The sequence below is a fragment of the Citrobacter telavivensis genome, assembly GCA_009363175.1.
GTDB classification, from domain to species: Bacteria; Pseudomonadota; Gammaproteobacteria; order Enterobacterales; family Enterobacteriaceae; genus Citrobacter_A; species Citrobacter_A telavivensis.
On the sequence record CP045205.1, the window covers coordinates 4,488,085 to 4,512,717 of the forward strand.

Here is a 24,633-nt window from a genome sequence, read left to right on the forward strand (position 1 = left end):
ATATGTGATCTGACCCATAATTTTTGTTGATATATTTGGCCATGATCGAGTTCAGAAATATGAACGCATTAAGGATCGGATGATGGACATTATTTTTAACCCTGGACTGATTACGCTTAAGCAGAATATTTCCAGCCCCGAACAGGCTATCGAATTGGCGGGCTCGTTACTGGTCCGGCAAAATATTTGTCGCCCGGAATATGTCGGTGAAATGGTTAAGGTCTACCGGGATTTCGGTTCCGCCATTGTTATCGACTCAGGCCTGGCGATGCCCCATGCCCGGCCAGAAAAAGGCGCATTGCTAACCGGATTTTCTTTAGTCACCAGTCAACAACCGATCGCCTTTGGTCATGAGGAGTTTGATCCGGTTTATGTCATCATCGCCATCGCTGGCGCGGATGCCGATAGTCATATAAGAATGATCCAACTGATAGCCTCGCTGATTGAGTCCGATATCGTGACCTTTCTTCAACAGGAGAATGACATTAATTCAGTATTACATTTCATCCAAAAACAAATGGAGTAGTCATTATGTTAGTTATCAGAACGGTTTGTGGTAACGGTATTGGCAGTTCATTAATGGCTGCGAATAATGTCAAAAAAATATGTGATGAATTAGGCATCAAAGCCGACGTTGCTTCCGTTGATTTCGCAAACGCCGTAGGAGAAAAAGCCGATCTTTATGTCACGATCAAAGAGCTGGCAAACCAGTTTCCTGCGCACTGTAACGTCGCCATTATTCGTAGCTACGTGCACAAAGCGAAAATTGCTGAAGATATTACCGAAGCACTCACCAAAATTGCTGCAACTCACTCTTAATCATTATTGAGGGAACGATCATGCAGGCTATTCTTAGTTTCTTATCAGAAATATTTAGCCAACCCGCATTCCTGATGGGGATTATCGCATTTGTCGGTTTAGTGGCGCTGCGCTCCCCGGGGAATAAATTGCTCACCGGTACCTTAAAGCCTATTTTAGGGTATTTAATGTTAAGTGCAGGTGCTGGTGTTATCGTTGCCAACCTGAACCCGCTTGGCGGAATTATCGAAGCCGGATTTAATATTCGCGGCGTTATCCCCAACAACGAGGCCATTGTTTCCGTCGCGCAGAAGGTGCTGGGTGTGGAAACCATGAGCATTTTGCTGTTAGGCTTTATTTTTAACCTCATTATTGCTCGCTGTACTAAATACAAATATATCTTTTTGACCGGCCACCACTCTTTCTTTCTGGCGTGTCTGTTCTCTGCGGTACTACAGGCAGCAGAATTCCGCGGCTGGATGTTGGTGTTAATTGGTGGTTTCCTGCTCGGCTCATGGTCTGCCATTTCCCCGGCAATCGGTCAGCGGTATACCAAACAGGTGACTGAAGACGGTGGTATTGCGATGGGGCACTTTGGCTCCCTGGGCTATTACATCTCCGCCTGGATCGCCACGAAAACCGGTAACCCGGCAAACTCATTCGCTGATACTGAAATCTCAGAAAAGTGGGGCTTTCTGCGCGATACCACGGTTACTACCGGGATTGTGATGTTCATTATCTACTTTGTATGCAGCGCCGTCGCCGGCACTGAATATCTACGTACGATAACGGACCAGAACATGTTGATCTTCTCTATCCTTACCGGTCTGCAGTTCGCGGTTGGCGTCGCCATCGTCTACAACGGCGTGCGACTGATCCTCGGCGATCTGGTTCCGGCATTCCAGGGGATTAGCCAGAAGCTGATACCTGACTCGATCCCTGCCGTTGACTGCGCGGTCTTCTTCACCTTTAGCCCAACCGCAGTCGTCGTGGGCTTTATCAGCTCATTCGTTGGCGGTCTGGTCGGTATGCTCATGCTGGGCGGACTGGGGATGGCGCTGATTATTCCGGGCATGGTCCCGCACTTCTTCTGCGGCGGGACTTCCGGGGTATTCGCCGACAAGCTTGGCGGTAAACGCGGCTGCATCATCGCTTCCTTTATCGGCGGCATATTCCTTGCATTCCTGCCAGCCATGCTGCTTCCGGCCCTGGGTAACCTGGGTTTTGAAAACAGCACCTTCGCTGACTTTGACTTCGCGGTGTGGGGAATTATTATCGGTAACGCCTTCACCCAGTTTGGACAGATCACTATCTATCTGATTTGTCTGGCGCTTATCATCGCACTGCTGGTGCCATTCTGCTTCCGTTCGGTTCGCGTGGTCGGTGACACACTCAGCTATGAGGAGCTCACTGCGGATAAGAAAAATGAATAAGCAGTTTCATTTTTCCCTGCGGGAAGGGATCTCTTCCCGCAGCTGACAAAATAATCAGGAGTTGTTATGGCTATCTTGTCCATTGGGTTTTCATGTTTTGATCAGTTTTTCTTTTTGAACGAATGGCCGCAGGAAAATACAAAGAATTTCTGCCATGACTTTATTGAAAGTGGCGGCGGTCCGGCAGCAAACGCAGCGTGGCTACTGGGATTATGGGGCGAAGATGTTTATTACATCGGTCATCTGAACCAGGACCTTTACGGCCGGCGTATTATCGATGAGTTTGCTGAAGCGGGCGTCGATACCAGCCAGGTCGTCTTCTCAGATGAAATGATCACGCCGCTGGCATCGGTGTTGGTGAACCGTTTAACGGGGTCGCGGACGATTATTACCCGTAAAATGCAGACGCCACCGTCACTAACCTATGACCAGAAGCTCAAGCTTGACGATCTGGCTGAACGGTTGATTGCATCAGAAGAGCCAGTAACGCTATTAATTGATGGTCATGAAGCAGAAATCAGTGAGTATTTAATTAAGAAACTCCCCTCGGCGCGAGTGGTTATGGATGGCGGTTCATTGCGTGACAGTAATATTAAACTCGCGGCCTGGACCGATTACTTTGTGGTCAGCGAGCATTTTGCCCGTGACTATATGGGATACCACGCGCTGAGTACCGAAGCGGAAATTAAAGCAGCACTTATCGAGTTAAATAAAATTTGTCGCGGGGAAGCATTTATTACGCTCGGGGAAAAGGGTTGTGCACTATTAAAAAATGGGATGCTGCAAATTGTACCTGCCTGGCTGTGCAACGCCGTTGATACCACGGGGGCAGGAGATGTATTCCACGGAGCCTTTACCTACGGTGTTCATTACTCATGGCATATTGATAATATTATTTTATTTGCCAGCCTGACTGCCGCAATTTCAATAGAAAAAAAAGGCGTACGCGAATCAATGCCGGACCTTGCCGTTGTCCACAACTCGTTAAATAGCTACGAAAGAAACTTAAAGCAATATTATGGCGAGTGATTGCTTTTAATTAATATCAAGAGGTGATTATGTTAGTTTCTATGAAGGACATGCTTCAGCATGCCCTACGGGACGGTTATGCCGTAGGGCAATTCAATATCAATAATCTTGAATGGGTCGGTGCCGTATTAAGCACCGGACAACAGCTGCGCTCTCCGGTTATTTTAGGTGTTTCCGGTGGTACGGTTAAACATATGCTGGGATTAAAATGTATTCATGACATCGTGGTTAATGCGATAGATTATTTAAACATTGATATTCCGGTCGCCCTGCACCTGGATCATGGGACCACCCGCGAAGCTTGCGAAGCGGCTATCGACGCTGGATTCAGTTCCATTATGTTTGATGGTTCGCATCTGCCGTTTAACGAGAACCTGGCCATCACCCGTCATCTGGTGGAACTGGCCCACAGCAAAGGTGTTTCGGTTGAGGCTGAACTCGGCACCATCGCCGGCAGCGAAGACGGTATTGTCAATTCCGAGGTGATTTACGCCGATCCCCAGGAGTGCTACACCCTGGTCAAAGAAACCCAGGTTGATTGTCTGGCCGCCGCGCTGGGTTCAACCCATGGGCTGTATAAAGGCAAAGCTAAACTGGGGTTTACGGAGATGAAAACCATTTCCGGGCTGGTACAAGTGCCTCTGGTATTGCATGGCGGCACCGGTATTGCCGACGACGACATGCGTAAAGCCATTGCCTGCGGTACAGCAAAAATTAACGTCAATACCGAAAATATGTACGCCTGGTGCCAGGAAGTGAAAGCGATATTTGCCGCCGATACCGGTCACGACGTGAATGATCCGCGTAAAGTGATCAATCAGGGGCTGAAACCGGTACGGGAGATGATTGCGCGGCGCATCGAGCTTTTTGGCTCGCAAAACCGCTATTAGACACGTGTTGCGTTATAGACTGACGTCCCGTCAGGAAGAAACCCGCCGCCGGTCACCGCCGGGGCGGGCTGATGATGGGCTCGCCATGACGAGCCTTTTAACGACTTACTGCGTGCCATCCTTTTTGACTTCCCGCCAGATGCGCCACGCCATGAGCGCCAGCACGGCGACGCCGAGTATCAGCGCCCCCCACACGAGCACCGTTTTCCACTGGCTTTGCTGCTCAGCGGCCGACGTTGCCGTCAGTCGCGCCTCGCCGCCGAGTGCAACATCCCCCTGGGGCACAGCCCCCGGCAGAGAGTCAATTTCCTGCGTTTTACGCAGCGATGCCGGGATCAGCAGATCAAGACCAATGTCCGCCTTTTGCGCAGCCCGATTTCCCCAGGCCAGCATGTAAGGCCCTTTCCCCTGCGTATTGAACACTAGCTGATAGCTGTCTCGCGCCCCACTCAACGCAGGCATTCTCTCCGGCAGGCGGGCGTTAATGGTCGTCATCCGAACGGCCTCAACCAACTGACCGGAAAGACGAATATCCTCCGAACGCTTGCCGTTCAGGCGGTAAAGCACGGTTTTTGTCAGCGGTTGCCAGGGCGCTTTTTCAGCGCTACGCCATGACAGCGCTACTGGTAAAACCCCTTCATCGTCCAGATCGATTCTGAGCGAGGTCAGCGGCTGCGGCTGCGCCCAGTGCCAGACCGCTTCGTCATTTGACACCTTCTCTTCTTGCGCGCCGATCTCGATACGTGCGGATTCCGGTTCTCTGCTTTCGGCAATAGCGCTCACGCTGTTTATCGTCAGCGCCGGGCTTTGCGAGTCGAGGATCACCAGCAGGTAGCGATTGCCATTGGCAGAAAGCGTCAGGCTGGTGCCAATGGTGTCCATTTTCAGCCGATCGTTATCACGCGTCAGCTCCATCAACGGCGCCTCTTCCTGCACGGTCCGCCAGTAGCGTAGATCACGACTGACATAGACCGAGGCTTTCCCCTGCCAGTTGCCCGTCGGGGTATTCCAGTTCAGACGCAATTGCTCCAGGGAAAAACTGTCTTCCATCTCCTCCGGCAGCATCAGTAAATAGCTCTGTCCGACGGTCTTAACGTCATCACTTTCCAGGTGAATTTCAATGCCTGTCTTCGAGCGTAAGACAAAAGATTCCCCATTACGTCTCCCCTCCTCATGCGGCGGGACGGGTGACATATCCAGAGGAAAAAGGCGCAATGCGACCGTTTGCGGCGTAACGGGCTGGGTTTTCTGCGCCACCAGCGTAAACGGCACCGTCTCGCCGGCATGGTTAAAGACACGAACATCGCGTAAATCCGGCCAGGCGGTCCCCTGATACACGGTTTGCGGGAGTGACACGCGATACCACGGCGATGCGCCGAGGGTTTCCAGCATAACGCCCGTCGCGTAATCCATCGGGGACTCCGTCACGTCATCACTACTGACGGCGGTTCCTGCTACGCCCAGCAGCACGCTACATAATACCGCTTTCATCCATTTCATTTTTCTTCTCCAGCTTTGGGCGGTAACGGTGAAAAATACCCGACAATGAGCACCAGTATAGCCACACCGATAAACGCGACCGCACGCGCCAGGCCACCGCCGCCCGCGCTGTCCACCAGCATCAGTTTCACAATCACAATCCCTAACAATACCGCCCCGCACAGCCATTCGCGACGAGAGCGATAGCGGGTCGCGCGCAGCATCACCACCAGTGCAACCAGCATCCAGAACAGAGCAAAGCAGGTCTGAATCAGCCGTGAATCCCACAGTGATTCCATGCTCCACGCCACGTCGCCATACCAGGCCAACGCGCGCAGCAGCATACCATTCAGCCACCAGAAGCCGAGGGCCATCAGCGCAACCACAGGCCATGGGCGACATACCGAGAGTTGCACCGGGAAAAAGCGCAGGGAAGCGCGATAAAACACCATCAATCCCAGCAGCGCAAAAGCCGCCCCTTCTTCCAGCGGGTTGATCAGCGGCAGATATGTCTGACGATAGACCACGCCGTCCTGCAAATTCGTCAACACTAACAGACCGGCCAGCGTTGCTGCGACGGGAATCAGCGCCTGACAGGCATACAACGCGGGCCAGACCCGGAACGGCCAGAACTGACGACGAACGGCCATCGCGACGAGGAAAATCAGTCCCCCGCCGGCCGCCATTGCTACACCGCTTCCCCAGGCTGCCATTCCCCACGGTAGATCGCGGGCAAACCAGAACAGTTCCGCCGACAGCGCAAACAGAATTGTCCAGAAGAACGAGAGATGCACCAGTCTGGAAAGACGCGGTGGTAACGCCTCAGCATCGCGCCAGAGCAACGCCACCGCAGCCGGTAATGCCAGACACCAGGCCAGATTCTGCCAGCCTGCGGCAAAAATCTGCTGCTGGGAAATCTGATACAGCAGAGCCACCAGCATCATCGGCCACAGGAGCCATTTGCTGACATCCAGTGCCTGCCACGTCAGGCGCGCGGCGGCAAATCGCCAGCACCAGACCGACACGGCCATCAGCGCCAGCACGCCCGCCATCACCTGCGAATCGGTGGTCAACAGCCACTGCGCTGCGCCAACGAGCGCCACGATCCAGAAGATCACGCCCCCCGCCAGCAGTCCCATGCTGCCGCGCAGATCAATCTTGCGCCACAGCCACGCACCCGCCAACCAGCAGACGCTGAGTACGGCAAAGATAAGCATCAGCGAAAGCGCAGTAGTGTTGTTCGCCTGCGCCCACAGTGCGCTGCCGAGCGCCAGCACCAGCAGCGCGGTGCCGCTGTAACTCATGCGGCGCTGCTGCTGTTGCACACCCAGCCACAAAATCCCCAATCCTTCCAGCGCCCAGGCCATGGCCGTCCACTGCGCCGACAGCGCCAGCGGGATAGCAAGGGTGGTAAACGCGCCGCCCAGCGCCAGCGCGGCCAGCACCAGCGGACGCCCCAGTGACGGATAGCGGCGTAATGCCAGCCATGACAGCACCAGATAAAAACCGCCGTAGCCCAGCGCGCTGAGCGCCGGACCATATTCCCAATGGCGAGTGATGGCGTACTGCATGCCAAAACCAATGAGCGGCGGCGCAAACAGCAGCACTCCATCAATAATCTGTTTGCCCTTCGCCTGCGAGCGCAGCGACAGCGCCACGCTCAGCACGCCAAAAAGCAGAATATTGGCAATCAGGAACAGCTGGCAGTTCAGGTAAAACGCCGGCTGATAGTCATTCAGCCCCCAGAGACCGCCCACGCCGAAGGTAAAGATCAGCCCGAGCAGATTAAGCTCACGCCAGTGTTGCCAGACGCTGATCGCCAGAATGCCGACCGACAGCAACAGATAAAAGGAGAACAGCGCCACGTAGTTGCCGCTTCCCGTCGAAAGCAGTAATGGCGCAAGATAGCCACCGAGGCTCGCCAGCATCGCCAGACTGAGCGCTTTTTGCAAAATCGCCAGCCCAACGCTCGCCGCGCAGATGACCACCAGCAGCACAAAGGCCAGCGTCATTGGCAGCATCTGCCAGAGGCGAAACGCGCCAAAGACGGTGAGGTAGAGCGCGCCCGTTGCCCCGCCCTGCAAAATGAGGGCATAGACCGGCTGTTTATGCCGCAGACGCCAGCCTATCGCCAGCAGGACAATCGCAAACAGCGCCGCCGCAACCAGGCGCAGTTCAAGCGGGAACAGGGAGTGCTCAACCGTATAGCGCAGCAGGAAAGAGAGGCCGAGGAAGAGAAGCAGGATCCCCAGTTTTGCCAGCGGGTTGCCCTGCATAAACCAGCGCACCAGCGACGACATCACGCCGCCAAAGGCAGAAGGTTGCACGCCCGCTTCAGGGGATGCTTTTTCGACGATAGTCTCTGCTTCGACAATAGTCTCGGCGATTGCCGCGTCCTGCGGCGTATGCGAGCGCCAGGGGTTAGCGGGAGTCGGCTTCGGTTTGGGTTCTGGCACCGCCACCGGGATCGGGGCCGGTTTAGCCTCCATGACCGTCTCTGCGGGCTGAACCGCTGCCGTCGGTGTTATCGCGGGCGCAACGACGCCGCGTTGTTCCAGGTCTTCGACCCGTTGGCGTAACCGGGCAAGCTCACCGCGCATCGCCGAACTGCGATTGAAAGCGACAATCGACAGGATCGGCACCACCACCAGCGCGAAGAACAAAAAGACGCAGCCAAGGATTAAAAGGTCGTCCATGTATCCACCTTCACTGTATTAGGACAGTCCAGAATGACATAAATTGTTGCATTTGCGCCATATCTGTTAGCAGAGTGAACCCCTTTTCAGACAATATATTCAGCCTCTGCACATAAGCAGAGGCCGTAAGACAGGATTAAAACGCGAAGCACGAGCAGCCGAGTGCGCCCCAGAAGGCGCGATCGTCAGACACCGGGATCCCCGACTGACGGGCGATATCATGCTGATGGCCGTGCACGCCACAGCTACCGCAGCACTGGTGCATCTGCACCACCGCGCCCACTTTCGCCGCGGTCGGCGGTGCCGGGCGGTAGTGTCCCGGAACGTTCACTACCGGAGACCAGTCCGGTACGACCGGAATCGACGGCGGCGCCAGCGGCGTGAACTGACCGGCGGCATACACCACTTTGCCATCGACAACCGTCATCACCGACTCAATGCCTTTGATCTCCTCTTCCGGCACGCTGAAGTAGTCTTTTGACAGCACCACCAGGTCGGCCAGTTGATCTTTGGCAATGCGCCCTTTTTTACCCTGCTCGCTGGAAAACCACGCGCTTCCTGCCGTCCACAGTTCCAGCGCCACGTCGCGCGGCAGACGGTTGTTGTCGTCATACATCGCCATCCCGCCGACCGTCCGCCCGGAAACCAGCCAGTACAGCGCCATCCACGGGTTATAGCTGGCGACGCGAGTGGCATCGGTTCCAAGCCCCACCGGCACTCCGGCGGCCAGCATTTTCGCCACCGGCGGCGTATGTTTCACGGCCTCTTTCCCGTAGCGGTCGATAAAATATTCGCCCTGGAACGCCATGCGATGCTGTACCGCAATGCCGCCGCCCAGCGCTTTCACGCGATCGATATTGCGCTCGCTGATGGTTTCGGCGTGATCGAAGAACCAGTGCAGGCCATTGAACGGAATATCACGGTTCACTTTCTCGAACACATCCAGCATCCGGCTGATGGACTCATCGTAAGTGGCATGCAGACGGAATGGCCAGCGGTGTTCCACCAGATGGCGCACTACGCGCTCCAGCTCATCCTCCATCCCTTCCGGCAAATCCGGGCGCGGTTGCAGGAAATCTTCGAAGTCCGCGGCGGAGAAGACCAGCATCTCACCGGCACCGTTCGCACGATAGAAATCGGTTCCCTGGCCCGGCTTGAGCATATCGGTCCAGCGTTCGAAATCGTCCAGTTCCTGCTTCGGTCGCTGAGTAAACAGGTTATAGGCAATACGCACCGTCATCTGGTGATTAGCATGCAACTGCTCGATGATCTCGTAATCTTCCGGGTAGTTCTGAAAACCACCGCCTGCGTCAATGGCGCTGGTCAGCCCGAGACGATTCAGTTCGCGCATAAACTGGCGGGTGGAGTTCACCTGCATCTCCAGCGGTAGCTTCGGCCCTTTGGCCAGCGTCGAATAAAGGATCATGGCATTCGGTTTGGCGATCAGCATCCCGGTGGGATTACCGTTGCCATCGCGGACGATCTCGCCGCCCGCCGGATCGGGCGTTGCTTTGGTGTATCCCACGGCTTTCAGCGCCGCGCGGTTTAACAGCGCGCGATCGTACAGATGCAGAACGAAAACGGGGGTATCCGGCGCGGCGTCATTGAGCTCTTCCAGCGTCGGCATCCGTCGTTCGGCAAACTGAAATTCGCTCCAGCCACCCACCACGCGAACCCACTGCGGCGACGGGGTGCGGTCAGCCTGTTCTTTCAGCATACGCAGCGCATCGGCCACGGACGGTACGCCTTCCCAGCGCAGCTCAAGGTTGTAATTCAACCCACCACGGATCAGATGCAGGTGGGAATCATTAAGTCCCGGAATCACAGTGTGACCTTTCAGATCAACCACCTGCGTACCGTCAGCGGCAAAACGCATTACCTGATCGTGCGTTCCCGTGGCGAGAATTTTTCCATCCTTGATGGCCACGGCGTCAGCCTGTGGGCTGTGACTGTCGAGGGTATGTATTTTTCCGTGGGTCAGAATCAATGAGGCAGTTTGAGACATAACACTCTCCTGACGAACCGATCAGGCTTTTTTCAGCCAGCCGGCAAACAAACGGGTCACGATGGGCATCCACAACCAGACCACCAGCGCAACCACACAGGCATCGTTAATCAGATGCAGTAACAGCGTTCCCTTCAGCGAGGGCAATAGCATGCCGGTCAGCCACGGCACCAGATTGGTGCTGGGGAAGATAACCAACAGGGTGATCAGAAACTGCTTCCAGCGCAGCGGTTGACGAACATGCGGGGCGGGAGGCGTAAACCAGAACGCCGCTTCGGTGTGGATCTCGGTTTTATCGCCTTCCGCCAGCAGCGGGGCTATCTCCTCGACCAGAAGTCGCCGCGTATCCGACTGCGTCCAGTTGTAGAGATGCTCAAGCGTGTCGAAACGAATAATGATGTTCCACAGATTTTGCCCGTCCGTCGGACGAATCACATTCGCCCCGAGATGACCGGGAAACGAGGCGGCAATGGGCATAATTTTCCCTAGCCATAGCTCATAGCGCGCTGCCTGGTCAGGCTGCAGCGTATGCGTAATCACCAACGTCACATGTGTATTTTGCGCCATGACAGATTCCTTGCTGAAGGTTAATGACGGGTTGCCCCGCCATAAGCCATACGTTCACTACACAAAATCATTCATGATGCGTCGAGGCGGCAAGGTTGCGCATCCTCGGGAGCTCACATAAGTGAGTGACCGGGGTGCGCAAACAAAGCCAACAAAGAGGCAGCGTGAAGGATGAAGTGTATTTATGCTTTGCGTTCCGGTGCGCCATGTACCATGGTGTAGGCATAATCCACGCCCATACCGTAGGCGCCGCTGTGTTCACGAACCAGACTCATCACCGCGTCATAGGTCTCTTTACGCGACCAGTCACGCTGGTACTCCAGCAGAACCTGCTGCCAGGTCACCGGTACGGCACCGGCCTGCACCATACGGTCGATGGCGCGTTCATGCGCATCAACAGAGGTGCCGCCGGAAGTGTCTGTTACGACATACACTTCGTAACCGGCTTCCAGCGCCATCAGCGCCGGGAAGGTCAGGCACACTTCGGTCCATAGCGCAGAGATAATCAGTTTTTTACGTCCGGTCGCCGCCACGGCTTTCACAAATGCCGCGTCTTCCCAGGAGTTCATGGAGGTACGTTCGATAGGTTTCACATCCGGGTGCACAGCCAGTAACTCAGGCCAGATGTAACCACTAAAACTTTTTGTTTCGACTGAAGTATAAATGACCGGCACATTAAATATTTTGCCTGCCTTCGCCAACGCAACGGTATTATTTTTCAACGTCTGGCGATCAATATTAGCCACCCCAAATGCCATTTGCGGCTGATGGTCAATAAAAATGAGCGTCGAGTTTGATGGATTAATCAGTTCCCGAATAGACATAATATACTTCCTTAATTAATCAGTTAGAAATTAATGTTTGTATCTGTCGTCAACCATCAAATCCTGAATCAGAAAGCCTGTTTAGTATAGTTGGAAATTTCTAACAACTTATTAAAGAAAACTTACCGTCGTGTGAAATAAGCCTTGTCCGGACGATATATCTTTACACTTTCAAAAAAATGCGCATCTTCCATCTAATTTCTTCACTGGTTTTGTTTCTCGCCATTCGGTACAACAGAGGGGTTTACTTTCAGGGATATTTTCAGCCATGCGCATAAATCTGGACGTTCTGCTTATCCTGGACGCCATCGACAAATACGGTACTTTTGCCGCCGCAGCCGAATCGTTGTTTAAAACGCCTGCAGCACTCAGCTATATGATTCAGAAGCTGGAAAAAGACCTGAACATCGAACTGCTTGACCGCTCCGGGCATCGGGCCAAATTCACCGATACCGGGCTGATGATGCTGGAAAAGGGGCGCTTGCTGCTCAGTGCGGCAAAAGATCTGGAAAAGCAGGCGCTGCAGTTGAGCTCCGGCTGGGAGAAAGAGCTGGTCATTGCGCTGGATGTCTCCTTTCCCTTTGAGGTGCTGTTACCCCTCATCGACGCCTTTCACGCGCAGAACAAACAGACGCAGCTTAAATTTTCGTACCACACGCTGGCAGGGTCATGGGAAGAGTTAACGCATAATGGCGCGGATATCATTCTTGGCGCGATTAACGAACCGCCGACCTCCGCCGCGTGGTCCTACAAAATGTTAGGCACTCTGGATAATGTCTTTGTGGTGGCGCCCGATCATCCGTTGGCCGCAATCTCTGACAAATTGACGAATGAACAACTCTGCCTGCACCGCGCCATTGTCATTAGCGACAGCGCACGCTTTTGCCACCCGATACAAACCAACCTGATGGAAGAACAGCCGCAGATTCATGTCGATGATTTTCACAGCAAAGTGGCGCTACTGCGCGCCGGGATGGGCTGCGGGTTTCTGCCGCGGCATATCGCCAGCCCGTGGCTTGCCACGGGCGAACTGGTCGAAAAAAGCGTCATCTCTTTTCGTGAAAAAGATGTCGCCTATATGGCATGGCGCGATGGGCGAAACGGGCTGGCGCATCGTTGGTGGCGGGAAACGCTGCTTGCCAGCCACGACATCGCGCGGCTGTATCAGTGATTCAGCCAGAGCGTGGCGGAAATGGCCGGCAGCGTCAGTATGTCGTCAGACAACTGCCCTTTCCCTTCTTTACAGCCCCATTCTGTCACGTTCAGCAGCGGTGAGGCCGGGAGCACCACTTCACAGGCCTCGCCGCGGTTAATGGCCACCAGCACGCGCTGCTGCTGGTAGACGCGCAAAAACACCACCACGTTATCTTCTGCATAGATAACCTGACATCCGCCGTAACGCAGCGCCGGGATGCGATGTCTCAACTTCGCCATCCGCTGATACAGGGCAAGCAATGCGGCATCCTGTTTTTCCGCCTGCCAGGGAAACGTCTTGCGGCAGAACGGATCGTTATCGCCATCCAGCCCCACCTCATCACCGTAATAGATACAGGGCACACCGGGCCAGCTAAATAGCCAGACTACCGCCAGCGGCAGGCGGGCGGCATCTTTGCCCAACAGCGATTTGAAACGCGCGGTATCGTGGCTGTCGAGCTGATTGAACATCCGCAACTGCTGTTGATGAGAGAGACCGGCGCGGTAGTTATCCATCCACGCCATACAGGTTTGCGCGTCAATCTGCTGGGGATCGTAAGAGATATCGGTATTGGCAAGAAAGCCCCATAGCGGGAAGGTGAAGCCACGGTAGTTCATGGCGGCATCTTCAGCATCCGCCTGTAGCCACTGTCGCGCATCGCCAAAGTGTTCACCAAAGACGTAAGCTTCCGGCTGCGTTTCCTTTGCCGCCTGGGCGATCCCCGCGACGTGCTGAAGGTTATTACGCGCGCCGCCCGCTTCTCCCAGCATATGCACGACGTCAAGACGCCAGCCGTCCATGTTCCACGGCGCTTTCAACCAGTGACGAACGATGCTGTCTTCACCGCGATACATTTCATTGACCAGACTTTCGGACTGATAATCCAGCTTCGGCAGACTGGGGTAGCCCAGCCAGTCCAGCGCGACGCCGTCCGGCGAGAAGCTGTACCAGTCGCGCCAGGGGGAATCCGGATGGTGGCACGCGCCGCCAGAGCCACGATGATGACGATCGAACCACGCGTGGGAATCACCGCTGTGGTTAAACACGCCGTCCAGCACCAGGCGCATCCCCTGCTGTTGCGTTTTCAGCCGCAGTCGCATCAGCGCCGGGTCGCCGCCAAACTGCGGGTCAACGTGACGGTAATCCTCGGTATCATATTTATGCACGCTCGGGGCGGTGAATACCGGGTTCAGGTACAGCGCGGTGACGCCCAGCTTTTTCAGATACGGCAACTTTTCGCTGATACCGTCGAGATCGCCGCCATAAAACGTGGATCCGCCGGCCTGCGCGGTCAACGGTTCGTCCCACTCTCGCAGCACAATCTCCTGCCCGGCCGCGTGATGGTAATAGACCTTATCCTGCTGGGCGTCGCGTGACGAACTACGAGCAAAACGGTCAGGAAAGATCTGGTAGAAAACCTGATCGGCAACCCACTGCGGTCCACTGTCCGGCGCATCCACGGCAAATTGCTCCAGACGGGCAGGTGGAAAGCGGCTGAACCCTTGCGGCGTGAACCACAGCTGACGATCGAGCCAGAGCAGCTTGAAGCTGTAGCGTCGACGCGGCTGTCCGCTGCGAAGATCGATCGCCGCACGCCAGGCGGTCACGCCCGGAGACGGCGGCGTGCGCAGTTTGTGCATCGCCAGCGCGGTTTCTTCGTTGTCATTTTCCGCACGTAGCGTAACGCGCTGCGGCAGGTTCTCCCCCGTCAACCAGAGCGTAATGGTCAGTTGGTCTTTGTTTTGCTTAACAAATGGGGCAACCGGTAGGTGCCAGGCGTTCAACATCACGTATCCCCTTTGATGAAAATGAGCTCACCTTGCCATAGCGATTTACAGGATAACTCATCATCTGAAGGTTTATTGGGGGAGGAGTTCGGGGGAGGAGAAATGACCGGATGGCATTCATGCCACCCGGCACAACATTACTGCGCTTCGGCGACCTGACGGTCACGACGGCGCTTGAACATCCAGCCAATCATCAGCAGAACAATCCAGCCACAGCCAACGTACAGCGAAATGCGGGTGTCCGGATGATAGCCAATCAGCCCAATGATAAATACGAGGAAAATCAGGCCCACAATGGTCGTTGCCACACCGCCCGGCACTTTAAACTTCAGCGCCTTCACCTCTTCCGGCGGCAGACGACGACGGAAAGCAATTTGCGACAGCAGGATCATAATCCACACCCACACCGTCGCGAAGGTCGCCAGCGACGCAATCACCAGGAAGACGTTTTCCGGCATGATGTAGTTCAGATACACCGCGAACAGCAGGGCGATAGTCATCACCATCACGGTGACCCATGGGATCCCCCGGCGCGAGGTTTTAGCGAACACTTTTGGCGCACTGCCCTGCTCTGCCATCCCGTGCAACATGCGACCGACGCCAAAGACGTCAGAGTTGATCGCCGATAGTGACGCGGTGAGCACCACAAAGTTGAGAATGCTGGCAGCAAACGTAATGCCAAGATGCTGAAAGGTCAGCACAAACGGGCTGCCGTCGGTTCCCACCTGATTCCACGGGTAGATAGACATAATGACGAACAGCGTCCCCACGTAGAACACCAGAATACGCATCGGCACCGAGTTAATGGCGCGCGGAATGGATTTCTCCGGGTCCTTCGCTTCCCCGGCGGTGATACCGATGATTTCAATACCGCCGTAGGCGAACATCACCATCTGTAGCGACATCACCATCCCCAGCCAGCCATTGCTGAAGAAACCACCGTTGCTCCACAGGTTATGGATCCCGGTCGGTTGTCCGCCGTTGCCAATCCCCCAGATGATGATGCCGAAGCCGGCCACAATCATGATGATGATGGTGGCGACTTTAAAGAAGGAGAACCAGAACTCCAGTTCGCCAAACACTTTTACGCTCATCAGGTTGATGGCGCAGATGATCAGCACCACGCTAAGCACCCAGATCCAGTGCGGAACCGTCGGAAACCAGACGCCCATATAGATACCGAATGCGGTCACATCGGCAATGGCGACAATCAGAATTTCAAAGCAGTAGGTCCAGCCGGTAATGTAACCCGCGAGTGGGCCGAGGTTTTCCTGCGCATAGCGTGAAAATGAACTGGCAGAGGGATTGTGTACGGACATTTCCCCCAACGCGCGCATAATGATATAGGCCGCCACCCCGCCGATAATGTAGGCCAGCAGCACGCTCGGCCCGGCCATTTTGATGGCGTCCGCAGAGCCATAAAACAGCCCGGTGCCGATTGCTGAGCCCAGGGCCATAAAGCGAATGTGTCGGGTGCTTAGCCCACGCTTCAGCTTGTTATTACTTTCCATCGATTCCTAACCCATCAACACAATAAAAAACCACGGGGCCAGTAATAGCCCCGTGGTTAAAACAGATTTTCCGCAATCTTAGTGTGCGCTGGAGGTCACCTGCCGACCCGCCGCGCGATCCCAGACAACCGCCAGGACCACCATCACAACAGTGGGCATTAACCACGCCAGACCTTGTTCCGCCAGCGGTAAGCGCTGGGTCCAGGCCGGTAACACGTCGCCGATTGCCGATGCTTTAATACCATCAAGGATACCAAAAATCAGGCTGATAAACATTGCCGGTGCAATGACGCGGGTCGAATTATGCCACCATGAGCGGGTAAAACTTAACACAACGAGTGCGATACACGGGGGATAAATCGCCGTCAGCACCGGAATAGAGATCTGGATCAGATGGCTGAGCCCCAGGTTGGAAACCACCATCGAGAACCCACCAAGAATGAACACCAGCGTGCGGTAAGACAGCGGCACATACTGAGCGAAGAACTCTGCACAGGCGCAGGTCAGGCCGACCGCCGTCACCAGACAGGCGATAAAGATCAGCGCCGCCAGCAGCAGGCTACCCGCACCGCCAAAGGTGTGCTGGACATAAGCGTGCAGAATCGCTGCGCCGTTCGCCGACTGATCGACCAGCGTAGCGCTGTCTGACCCGAGGCGGAACAGCGCCAGGTACAGCAGCGTTAATCCGACGCCCGCCATCAGTCCCGCCCAGACGGTATAGCGGGTCAGCAGACGCGCTTCGGTCACACCGCGAGAGCGCGCCGCGTTAACAATAACGATACCAAAGACCATCGCGCCCAGCGTATCCATCGTCAGGTAGCCGTTAACGAAGCCATTGGAAAATGCCGCCGTCTGATAAGCTTCCATCGCATGACTGATCGGGCCAGCAGGCCAGATGATTGCCGCAACGGAAAGCACAATCAACGCCAGAATCTTCAGCGGCGCCAGGAAGTTCCCCACGGTATCCAGCAGTTTACCCGGATACAGCGACACCAGAATTACAATTGAAAAATAGACTACGCTGTAGATAAACAGCGGCAGAGTCGAGTCGCCGGTCAGTGGGGCAATGCCCACTTCAAAAGAGACCGTTGCGGTGCGCGGCGTAGCGAATAACGGACCGACGGCCAGATAGCAGACGGTCGCCAGCAGAACGCCAGCCACTTTGCCGATAGGCGTGCTCAGACTGTCAACACCACCACCGACTTTCGCCAGCGCGACAACCGTCAGCACCGGTAGCCCCACGGCCGTGATCAAAAAGCCGACAGCCGCCATCCAGACGTTTTCGCCAGCCTGCAAACCAACCATTGGAGGAAAGATGATGTTCCCTGCGCCGACGAACAGCGCAAAAGTCATAAAGCCCAGCGCAATAATATCGCGCGATTTTAACTGATGGGTCATAAAGCTTACGGCCTGTGGATGTGGTGTTGATTAAATTAACGTAATGTCTTTCCCTGTGGGAAGAAACAGCGGTTTTTTTAAGCAATTCCAGCGGGATATGCTCCTGGGCTGGGACTGCGAAGAATAGTTTTTCGATTTACCGCCTGAATGCAGTCAGTCTGACAGCATCTGGGGCGCAATTTAAACGCTTATAACGTTTTAAAGCAAGGAGGGATCTAAAAACTGGAAGATTATAGTGGTATCAAATAAAGAACCAGTGCAAAACACTATGTTAAAGAAAAAGTCATGGCTTATCATTCGAACAAAAAACAACCAGGCGCGGATAAATTCAGCAGACTTATCTTAGCCGCAAAGAAAATAAGCCAGCATTGGCTGGCTTATGGAAAGAAAACCTTACGATTGTACTTTAAGCACTTTTTTTGGCAATTAATCGTTCCGGCAGCACAAAACTAAAGCGCGTGCCTTTGCCCAGTTGACTCTCGATATTCAGGCGACTTTCATGATGATTCAGCGCATGTTTTACGATAGCCAGTCCCAGTCCACTGCCGCCCGTTTGCCGCGATCGCGCTTTATCAACGCGATAAAACCGCTCCGTTAACCGCGGGATATGTTCCGGCGCAATGCCTGGCCCGTTATCTTCCACGCTAAACTCCGCGCCGTACGGCGCCGCGTGCCAGCGGACGGTGATATGGGTTCCCGCTGGCGTATGATTCACTGCGTTATACACCAGGTTGGACATTGCGCTACGCAGTTGTTCTTCATTCCCCAGCACTTTGAGCTGGTTATCCACCTCAAAGCTGAACGTGTGCTTCTGCTGGCTGAGCGTCTGCGCTTCACGTTCGACCATACGCAGCATCATCGGCACATCGACCTGTTCATTGAGCAGAAGCGTCGGTGCGGCTTCAATTTTCGACAGCGTAAGCAACTGTTTCACCAGTCCTTCCATGCGCGAGGTTTGTTCACGCATTGTCAATAGCGCTTTTTCGCGCGTTGCCCCTTCCAGCGTCTGTTCGTGCATCATCTCGAGATAGCCCTGCAACACCGTTAGCGGGGTGCGCAGTTCATGGCTCACGTTGGCAAAGAAATTGCGTCTCGCGCCTTCAAGCTGGTGCATCTGTGTCATGTCGCGCGCCACCATCAGCAGTTGCTTATCGGTGTACGGCATGACGCGAATTTCCAGGTGTCGACCGGTATTGAGTACCAGATTTAACGGTCGGCTAAAATCCCGCAGCTTAAGGTACTGCGTAAACTCCGGGTAGCGCAGCAGGTTCAGGATGTTTTGTCCGCTATCGTCCGGCCAGCGTAAGCCCAGCACCTGTTGCGCGAGGCCATTACACCAGAAGATCCCACCCTCTTCAGTGGTCAACACCACCGCATCGGGCAGTGACTCTGCCCCGCTGCGAAAGCGTTTAATCAGATTGCCCAGCTCGCGACGGCGCTTTTTATTGCGCAGTTGCATCTGATGCAAACCGTACAGCAGCGGTTCCCAACTGCCTCGTCCCGGCGGCGGCGTCATGCTTCTGTCGACCCACAGCCACCATGAGAGGCGTAATAAATTCCAGAAATGCCAGATCAGCAGTCCTGTTACCGATGCCAGTAAAAACCACGGCAGGTAACCAAAAAATGCACTTAGGATCAAGGCCGGGATACAGCAAAGTATCAGTTCCAGCACCAGCCTTTTCCATGACAGCCGTTCCAGCACGGGTCACTCTCCCTTCAGAGCCAGGCTCTTATTTATTCTTGTCTTTCAAAAACGGGTCGAAAAACGATACCCTGTCCCGCGAACCGTTTGTACCATCCGATCGTGGCCGCTGGTTTCCAGCGCCTTGCGCAGACGGCGAATGTGCACATCGACCGTACGATCCTCAACGTAGACGTTGGTGCCCCAGACGTGGTTCAGCAGCTGTTCGCGGCTGTATACCCGTTCGGGGTGGGTCATGAAGAAATGCAGGAGTTTAAATTCCGTCGGCCCCATATCAAGCGGATTTTCGCCGGTCATCACGCGGTGCGATGTGGGATCCAGGCTTAGCCCCTGCATCTCGATGACTTCTTCCACCGCCATCGGCGAAATCCGGCGCATCACCGCTTTGATACGGGCAACCAGTTCTTTCGGGGAGAACGGTTTAGTAATGTAGTCGTCCGCACCGGTTTCCAGGCCACGTACGCGATCCTCTTCTTCCCCTCTGGCGGTCAACATCATGACCGGAATATCCCGGGTCATCGCTTCACGCTTGAGGTGTTTAATAAACTGTAGACCAGAACCGCCGGGCAACATCCAGTCAAGAAGGATCAAATCCGGCCAGGGTTCATTAAGCTGGTTCACCGCACTGTCATAATCTTCAGCTTCAACGGGCTGAAAACCATTTTGCTCAAGCACGAAACAGACCATTTCGCGAATTGGAGCTTCATCTTCTACGACCAGAATACGTCTCGCCATGATTTGCCCTGTTATATAAGTTGCTTATCATCATCTGTCTTAATGCGGCGTCATTATGCGTCAGTTTTATGACAGATTTATGAAAATGCGTGCTGACGTTAACCTTAGGTTGTTGATTTATGACACCCGAGAAACGAGATATTACAGCCCACGAATGGTTATAATCCCCTTTATGCTTTTTTGCCATGGAACCGTTATGCGCATCCTTCACACCTCTGACTGGCATCTGGGACAAAATTTTTACAGCAAAAGCCGCGCCGCTGAACATCAGGCCTTTCTCGACTGGCTGCTGGAAACGGCGGTCGAACAGCAGGTGGATGCGATAGTCGTTGCAGGCGATATCTTCGATACCGGCTCACCGCCAAGCTATGCCCGTGAGATCTACAACCGTTTTGTGGTCAACCTGCAGCAAACGGGCTGTCATCTGGTGGTATTAGCAGGAAACCATGACTCCGTCGCTACGCTGAATGAATCCCGCGAGATTCTGGCGTTTCTCAATACCACGGTTGTGGCCAGCGCTGGCTGCGCGCCGCAAATACTGAATCGTCGCGACGGTCAACCTGGCGCAGTGCTGTGTCCGGTGCCGTTTCTACGCCCGCGCGACATTATCAGCAGCCAGGCGGGCCTGTCCGGTCAAGAAAAACAGCAGCATCTGCTGGGTGCCATCACCGACTATTACCAACAGCAATACGAGGCTGCCTGCGCATTGCGCGGCGATCTCGCCCTGCCGATTATTGCCACCGGCCACCTGACCACCGTCGGCGCCAGTAAAAGTGACGCCGTTCGTGACATTTATATTGGCACGCTGGATGCTTTTCCGGCACAGAACTTCCCGCCCGCCGATTACATCGCGCTGGGCCACATCCATCGGGCGCAGAAGATTGGCGGCACAGAGCATATCCGCTACTGCGGCTCCCCCATCGCGCTGAGTTTTGACGAATGCGGCAAAAACAAATACGTGCATCGGGTGGACTTCCTGGACGGCAAGTTAGCCAGCGTCGAAGAACTCACCGTTCCGGTCACACAACCGCTGGCGGTGTTGAAAGGCGATCTCGCCGCGATTACCGAACAGCTGGAGCAGTGGCGCGATAGCGAGCAAAGCCCTCCGGTCTGGCTGGATATCGAAATCACCACCGATGAATACCTGCATGATATGCAGCGTAAAATTCAGGCGCTGACGGAAACGCTGCCCGTTGAGGTGCTGTTAGTCCGCCGCAGCCGGGAGCAGCGCGAGCGCATGTTGAGTAACGAACGCCGGGAAACGCTGAGCGAACTGAGCGTGGACGAGGTATTTTCACGCCGCCTGGCGCTGGAAGAACTTGAGCCGCCTCAGTGCGAACGTTTGACATCACTTTTTCACCGCACGTTACAGACACTTTCCGGGGAGCATGAGGCATGAAGATTCTCAGTCTACGCCTGAAAAACCTCAACTCACTGAAAGGGGAATGGAAGGTCGATTTCACAGCAGAGCCGTTTGCCAGCAACGGTCTGTTTGCCATTACCGGTCCCACCGGGGCCGGCAAAACCACGCTGCTCGATGCGATTTGCCTGGCGTTGTACCACGAGACGCCTCGCCTGAATACCGTGTCGCAATCGCAAAACGATCTGATGACCCGCGATACGGCGGAATGTCTGGCGGAAGTGGAGTTTGAAGTCAAAGGCGAAGCTTATCGTGCGTTCTGGAGCCAGAACCGCGCGCGCAACCAGCCCGACGGCAATTTACAGGTTCCGCGCGTTGAACTGGCGCGCTGCGCCGATGGGAAAATCCTTGCCGATAAGGTGAAGGACAAACTGGAGATGACGGCGGATCTGACCGGGCTGGATTATGGTCGCTTTACCCGCTCAATGCTGCTCTCGCAGGGGCAGTTTGCTGCGTTCCTCAACGCTAAACCGAAGGAGCGTGCGGAACTGCTGGAAGAACTGACCGGCACGGAAATTTATGGCCAGATCTCCGCCCAGGTTTTTGAGCAGCACAAAACCGCGCGCACCGAACTGGAAAAATTACAGGCGCAGGCCAGCGGCGTTACGCTGTTAGCGCCAGAGGCGTTGCAGACGCTGACAGAAAGTTTGCAGGCGCTCACTGACGAAGAGAAACAGCTGGTCGCCCAACAGCAGACCGGACAGCAGCAGTTAAACTGGCTGACGCGTCAACACGAACTACAGGCCGACGCAAACCAGCGTCAGCAGGCGCAGCGGGTTGCGCAGGAGGCGCTGGAAAACGCCCAGCCACAGCTGGCGACGCTCAGCCTGGCACAACCTGCCAGAGCGTTACGCCCACTGTGGGAGCGCATTCAGGAACAATCGGCTACCGTCACCCGCACCCGCCAGCAGATAAACGAAGTGAATGCTCGCTTACAAAGCAGATTCTCGCTGCGCGACCGCATGCGCCGCCAGGCTGAGCGGCAGTCCACCGCCCTGCTCGCCACGCAACAGACGCTGAACGAATGGCTAATCGCGCACGATCGCTTTCGCTTATGGAGCAACGAGTTAGGAGGATGGCGAGCCCTGTTTGCTCAGCAGGCCAGCGATAAGATTCAACTGGCAAAATGGCAGCAACAGCAGGTAAACGATAGCCGTAAGCTGGAAGCACTGCCGCCGGTGACGCTCAATATGACGGCAGATGAGGTTGCGACGGCGCTGGCGCAGCATGCGCAGCAGCGTCCTCTGCGCCAGCAATTGCTTTCGCTACACGGTCAGCTCGTTCCCCGGCTGGCGCGTCTGAGTCAACTTCAGGCAGCGATTGCGCACAACAAGCAAGAGCTGGCCCGGCGCAATACCCTGCTGGAGGCAAAGCGTCAGCAGTATAAAGACAAATATCAGCAGTATCAGGATGTTAAAACCCTTTGCGAACAGGAAGCGCGGATCAAAAACCTGGAAAGCCAGCGTGCGCTGCTACAGTCCGGTCAGCCCTGCCCGCTTTGCGGTTCAACCGCCCATCCCGCAGTCTCGGCGTATCAGGCGCTCGAGCCAGTCGTTAATCAGGCGCGACGCGACGCGCTGGAAAAAGAGGTTAAAGTGCTGGCTGACGAAGGTGCCGCCCTGCGTGGACAGTCAGAAGCGCTAAACCAGCAGCTACAGCGTGACGAAAGCGAAGCGCAGACGCTGGCTAAAGAGGAGCAAGCGCTCACTCAACAGTGGCAAACCGCGATCGGCGCACTGAACGTCACGTTACAGCCGCATGAGGATATTCAGCCCTGGCTGACGGTACAGGACGAGCACGAGCAGCAGCTCTATCAGCTCAGCCAACGCCATGAGCTACAGGCACAAATCACCGCCCATGCGCAACAGGTGGAGCAGTTCCGTCAGCAAATCGATCGGCGCCAGGCAACGCTGTCGGCGCAGTTAAGCCACTATACGTTGTCACTTCCTGAAGAAGGCAGCGAAGAAGCGTGGTTAAACGCCCGTGCGGCAGATGCACAAACGTGGCAGCAGCGGCAGACGGAGTTGACGGCGTTGCAGGCGCGCATCGCGCAGCTCACCCCGCTGCTCGAGACGCTGCCTGCCGCCGGTACCGACGCAGAAGATGATGAGAGCGTGACGCTGGAAAACTGGCGTCAGGTTCACGATGAGTGTGTATCGCTGCACAGTCAGTTACAGACGTTACAACAGCAGGAGCAGCAGGAGACTCAGCGCGCCGCCGATGCGCAGGCGCAGTTCGATACCGCGCTTGCGCACAGCCTGTTTGCCGATCGGGCGGCATTTCTTGCCGCGCTGCTGGATGACGAAGCGATCGCGCGTCTGGAACAGCTTAAGCAGTCGCTGGAAAACCAGCTTCAGCAGGCACAGACCCTCGCCGCGCAGTCAGCCCAGGCGCTGGCGGCGCATCAGCAACAGCCGCCTGCGGGACTGGATCTCACGCAGTCGATTGAACACATTCAGCAAGCCGTGGCGCAGCTAAATGACCGGGTGCGAGACAATGCCACACGTCAGGGTGAAATACGCCAACAGCTAAAACAAGATAGCGATAATCGCCAACAGCAGCAGACGTTGATGCAAAAAATCGACAACGCGATGCAACAGGTTGAGGACTGGGGCTATCTGAATGCGCTGATCGGCTCTAAAGAGGGCGATAAATTCCGCAAATTCGCCCAGGGGCTGACCCTGGATAACCTGGTGTGGCTGGCGAACAATCAGTTGACCCGCCTCCATGGACGCTATCTGCTGCAGCGCAAAGCCAGTGAAGCGCTGGAACTGGAGGTGGTCGACACCTGGCAGGCCGACGCCGTGCGTGATACCCGTACCCTTTCCGGTGGCGAGAGCTTCCTGGTCAGCCTGGCGCTGGCGCTGGCACTCTCCGATCTGGTCAGCCACAAAACGCGCATTGACTCGCTGTTCCTTGACGAAGGCTTCGGCACGCTCGACAGTGAAACGCTGGATACCGCCCTCGATGCGCTGGATGCGCTCAATGCCAGCGGAAAAACCATCGGCGTGATTAGCCATGTGGAAGCGATGAAAGAACGTATTCCGGTGCAGATTAAGGTGAAGAAAATCAACGGGCTGGGCTACAGCAAACTCGACAAAATGTTTGCAGTGGAATAGTGGGTGACGTCATGTCTGCGGGTGCCGCAGGCCGGATAAGGCGCA

General features: G+C 55.3%; 18 protein-coding genes. 8 read left to right on the forward strand and 10 right to left on the reverse strand.

Features of this window, described 5'->3' with window-relative positions; genetic code table 11:
• Nucleotides 1–82 precede the first annotated feature (82 nt).
• From GBC03_23945 to fba, 5 genes are all read left to right on the forward strand, one after another.
• Nucleotides 83–526 (forward strand): PTS sugar transporter subunit IIA, encoded by a 444-nt coding sequence (locus GBC03_23945; protein ID QFS74115.1) that lies wholly within the window; start codon nucleotides 83–85, stop codon nucleotides 524–526.
• A gap of 5 nt (nucleotides 527–531) precedes the next feature.
• Nucleotides 532–819, forward strand: a complete 288-nt coding sequence (locus tag GBC03_23950) for a PTS mannose transporter subunit IIA (GenBank protein ID QFS73036.1) — start codon at nucleotides 532–534, stop codon at nucleotides 817–819.
• A 20-nt stretch (nucleotides 820–839) separates the two neighbouring features.
• Nucleotides 840–2,231 (forward strand): PTS ascorbate transporter subunit IIC, encoded by a 1,392-nt coding sequence (locus tag GBC03_23955; protein ID QFS73037.1) that lies wholly within the window; start codon nucleotides 840–842, stop codon nucleotides 2,229–2,231.
• Nucleotides 2,232–2,297: 66 nt separating this feature from the next.
• Nucleotides 2,298–3,260, forward strand: a complete 963-nt coding sequence (locus tag GBC03_23960; GenBank protein QFS73038.1) for a kinase — start codon at nucleotides 2,298–2,300, stop codon at nucleotides 3,258–3,260.
• Between the two features lie 29 nt (nucleotides 3,261–3,289).
• Nucleotides 3,290–4,150 (forward strand): class II fructose-1,6-bisphosphate aldolase, encoded by an 861-nt coding sequence (gene fba, locus GBC03_23965; GenBank protein QFS73039.1) that lies wholly within the window; start codon nucleotides 3,290–3,292, stop codon nucleotides 4,148–4,150.
• A 105-nt stretch (nucleotides 4,151–4,255) separates the two neighbouring features.
• Here the strand turns inward: fba and GBC03_23970 are convergent, their stop codons facing one another.
• From GBC03_23970 to GBC03_23990, 5 genes are all read right to left on the reverse strand, one after another.
• Nucleotides 4,256–5,650: a DUF3999 family protein gene (locus tag GBC03_23970; protein ID QFS73040.1), complete on the reverse strand. Its 1,395-nt coding sequence runs from the start codon at nucleotides 5,648–5,650 to the stop codon at nucleotides 4,256–4,258.
• Nucleotides 5,647–8,325, reverse strand: coding sequence for a DUF2339 domain-containing protein (locus tag GBC03_23975; protein ID QFS73041.1), 2,679 nt, complete (start codon nucleotides 8,323–8,325; stop codon nucleotides 5,647–5,649). Before GBC03_23975 ends, GBC03_23970 begins: the two co-directional genes overlap by 4 nt.
• Before the next feature lie 136 nt (nucleotides 8,326–8,461).
• Nucleotides 8,462–10,330 carry an amidohydrolase family protein gene (locus GBC03_23980; protein ID QFS73042.1) on the reverse strand — a complete coding sequence of 623 codons (1,869 nt, stop codon included), beginning with the start codon at nucleotides 10,328–10,330 and terminating at the stop codon, nucleotides 8,462–8,464.
• Between the two features lie 21 nt (nucleotides 10,331–10,351).
• Complete coding sequence (locus tag GBC03_23985) at nucleotides 10,352–10,897, reverse strand: antibiotic biosynthesis monooxygenase (protein ID QFS73043.1); 546 nt, start codon at nucleotides 10,895–10,897, stop codon at nucleotides 10,352–10,354.
• Between the two features lie 182 nt (nucleotides 10,898–11,079).
• Nucleotides 11,080–11,721: an isochorismatase family protein gene (locus GBC03_23990; GenBank protein QFS73044.1), complete on the reverse strand. Its 642-nt coding sequence runs from the start codon at nucleotides 11,719–11,721 to the stop codon at nucleotides 11,080–11,082.
• Between the two features lie 268 nt (nucleotides 11,722–11,989).
• Between GBC03_23990 and GBC03_23995 the strand changes: the two genes are divergently transcribed.
• Entirely contained in the window at nucleotides 11,990–12,892 is a 903-nt protein-coding gene (locus tag GBC03_23995) for a LysR family transcriptional regulator (GenBank protein QFS73045.1), read from the forward strand.
• Here the strand turns inward: GBC03_23995 and malZ are convergent.
• The 5 genes from malZ to phoB all read right to left on the reverse strand — a co-directional run bounded on the left by malZ (nucleotide 12,886) and on the right by phoB (nucleotide 20,049).
• A complete protein-coding gene (gene malZ / locus GBC03_24000) occupies nucleotides 12,886–14,703 on the reverse strand; it encodes a maltodextrin glucosidase (GenBank protein QFS73046.1) in 1,818 nt (605 codons plus the stop codon). The two genes, GBC03_23995 and malZ, sit on opposite strands and share 7 nt — an antisense overlap.
• Before the next feature lie 137 nt (nucleotides 14,704–14,840).
• Nucleotides 14,841–16,214, reverse strand: a complete 1,374-nt coding sequence (gene proY / locus GBC03_24005; protein ID QFS73047.1) for a proline-specific permease ProY — start codon at nucleotides 16,212–16,214, stop codon at nucleotides 14,841–14,843.
• Nucleotides 16,215–16,292: 78 nt separating this feature from the next.
• Nucleotides 16,293–17,612, reverse strand: coding sequence for a branched-chain amino acid transporter carrier protein BrnQ (gene brnQ / locus GBC03_24010; protein ID QFS73048.1), 1,320 nt, complete (start codon nucleotides 17,610–17,612; stop codon nucleotides 16,293–16,295).
• Nucleotides 17,613–18,018: 406 nt separating this feature from the next.
• On the reverse strand, nucleotides 18,019–19,314 hold the full coding sequence (gene phoR, locus GBC03_24015; protein QFS73049.1) for a phosphate regulon sensor histidine kinase PhoR: 1,296 nt from the start codon (nucleotides 19,312–19,314) through the stop codon (nucleotides 18,019–18,021).
• 45 nt (nucleotides 19,315–19,359) lie between these two features.
• Nucleotides 19,360–20,049, reverse strand: coding sequence for a phosphate response regulator transcription factor PhoB (gene phoB / locus GBC03_24020; protein ID QFS73050.1), 690 nt, complete (start codon nucleotides 20,047–20,049; stop codon nucleotides 19,360–19,362).
• A gap of 196 nt (nucleotides 20,050–20,245) precedes the next feature.
• Between phoB and sbcD the strand changes: the two genes are divergently transcribed.
• Entirely contained in the window at nucleotides 20,246–21,448 is a 1,203-nt protein-coding gene (gene sbcD / locus GBC03_24025; GenBank protein ID QFS73051.1) for an exonuclease subunit SbcD, read from the forward strand.
• A complete protein-coding gene (sbcC, locus tag GBC03_24030; protein QFS73052.1) occupies nucleotides 21,445–24,588 on the forward strand; it encodes an exonuclease subunit SbcC in 3,144 nt (1,047 codons plus the stop codon). The genes sbcD and sbcC overlap by 4 nt, the downstream gene beginning before the upstream one ends.
• The last annotated feature ends 45 nt before the right edge of the window (nucleotides 24,589–24,633 follow it).

Bases quoted from the DNA above. Each gene is read 5' to 3' on its own strand.
- GBC03_23945 (QFS74115.1), top strand. From the start codon at position 83: ATGGACATTATTTTTAACCCTGGACTGATTACGCTTAAGCAGAATATT.
- GBC03_23950 (QFS73036.1), top strand. From the start codon at position 532: ATGTTAGTTATCAGAACGGTTTGTGGTAACGGTATTGGCAGTTCATTA.
- GBC03_23955 (QFS73037.1), top strand. From the start codon at position 840: ATGCAGGCTATTCTTAGTTTCTTATCAGAAATATTTAGCCAACCCGCA.
- GBC03_23960 (QFS73038.1), top strand. From the start codon at position 2,298: ATGGCTATCTTGTCCATTGGGTTTTCATGTTTTGATCAGTTTTTCTTT.
- fba (QFS73039.1), top strand. From the start codon at position 3,290: ATGTTAGTTTCTATGAAGGACATGCTTCAGCATGCCCTACGGGACGGT.
- GBC03_23970 (QFS73040.1), bottom strand. From the start codon at position 5,650: ATGAAATGGATGAAAGCGGTATTATGTAGCGTGCTGCTGGGCGTAGCA.
- GBC03_23975 (QFS73041.1), bottom strand. From the start codon at position 8,325: ATGGACGACCTTTTAATCCTTGGCTGCGTCTTTTTGTTCTTCGCGCTG.
- GBC03_23980 (QFS73042.1), bottom strand. From the start codon at position 10,330: ATGTCTCAAACTGCCTCATTGATTCTGACCCACGGAAAAATACATACC.
- GBC03_23985 (QFS73043.1), bottom strand. From the start codon at position 10,897: ATGGCGCAAAATACACATGTGACGTTGGTGATTACGCATACGCTGCAG.
- GBC03_23990 (QFS73044.1), bottom strand. From the start codon at position 11,721: ATGTCTATTCGGGAACTGATTAATCCATCAAACTCGACGCTCATTTTT.
- GBC03_23995 (QFS73045.1), top strand. From the start codon at position 11,990: ATGCGCATAAATCTGGACGTTCTGCTTATCCTGGACGCCATCGACAAA.
- malZ (QFS73046.1), bottom strand. From the start codon at position 14,703: ATGTTGAACGCCTGGCACCTACCGGTTGCCCCATTTGTTAAGCAAAAC.
- proY (QFS73047.1), bottom strand. From the start codon at position 16,214: ATGGAAAGTAATAACAAGCTGAAGCGTGGGCTAAGCACCCGACACATT.
- brnQ (QFS73048.1), bottom strand. From the start codon at position 17,612: ATGACCCATCAGTTAAAATCGCGCGATATTATTGCGCTGGGCTTTATG.
- phoB (QFS73050.1), bottom strand. From the start codon at position 20,049: ATGGCGAGACGTATTCTGGTCGTAGAAGATGAAGCTCCAATTCGCGAA.
- sbcD (QFS73051.1), top strand. From the start codon at position 20,246: ATGCGCATCCTTCACACCTCTGACTGGCATCTGGGACAAAATTTTTAC.
- sbcC (QFS73052.1), top strand. From the start codon at position 21,445: ATGAAGATTCTCAGTCTACGCCTGAAAAACCTCAACTCACTGAAAGGG.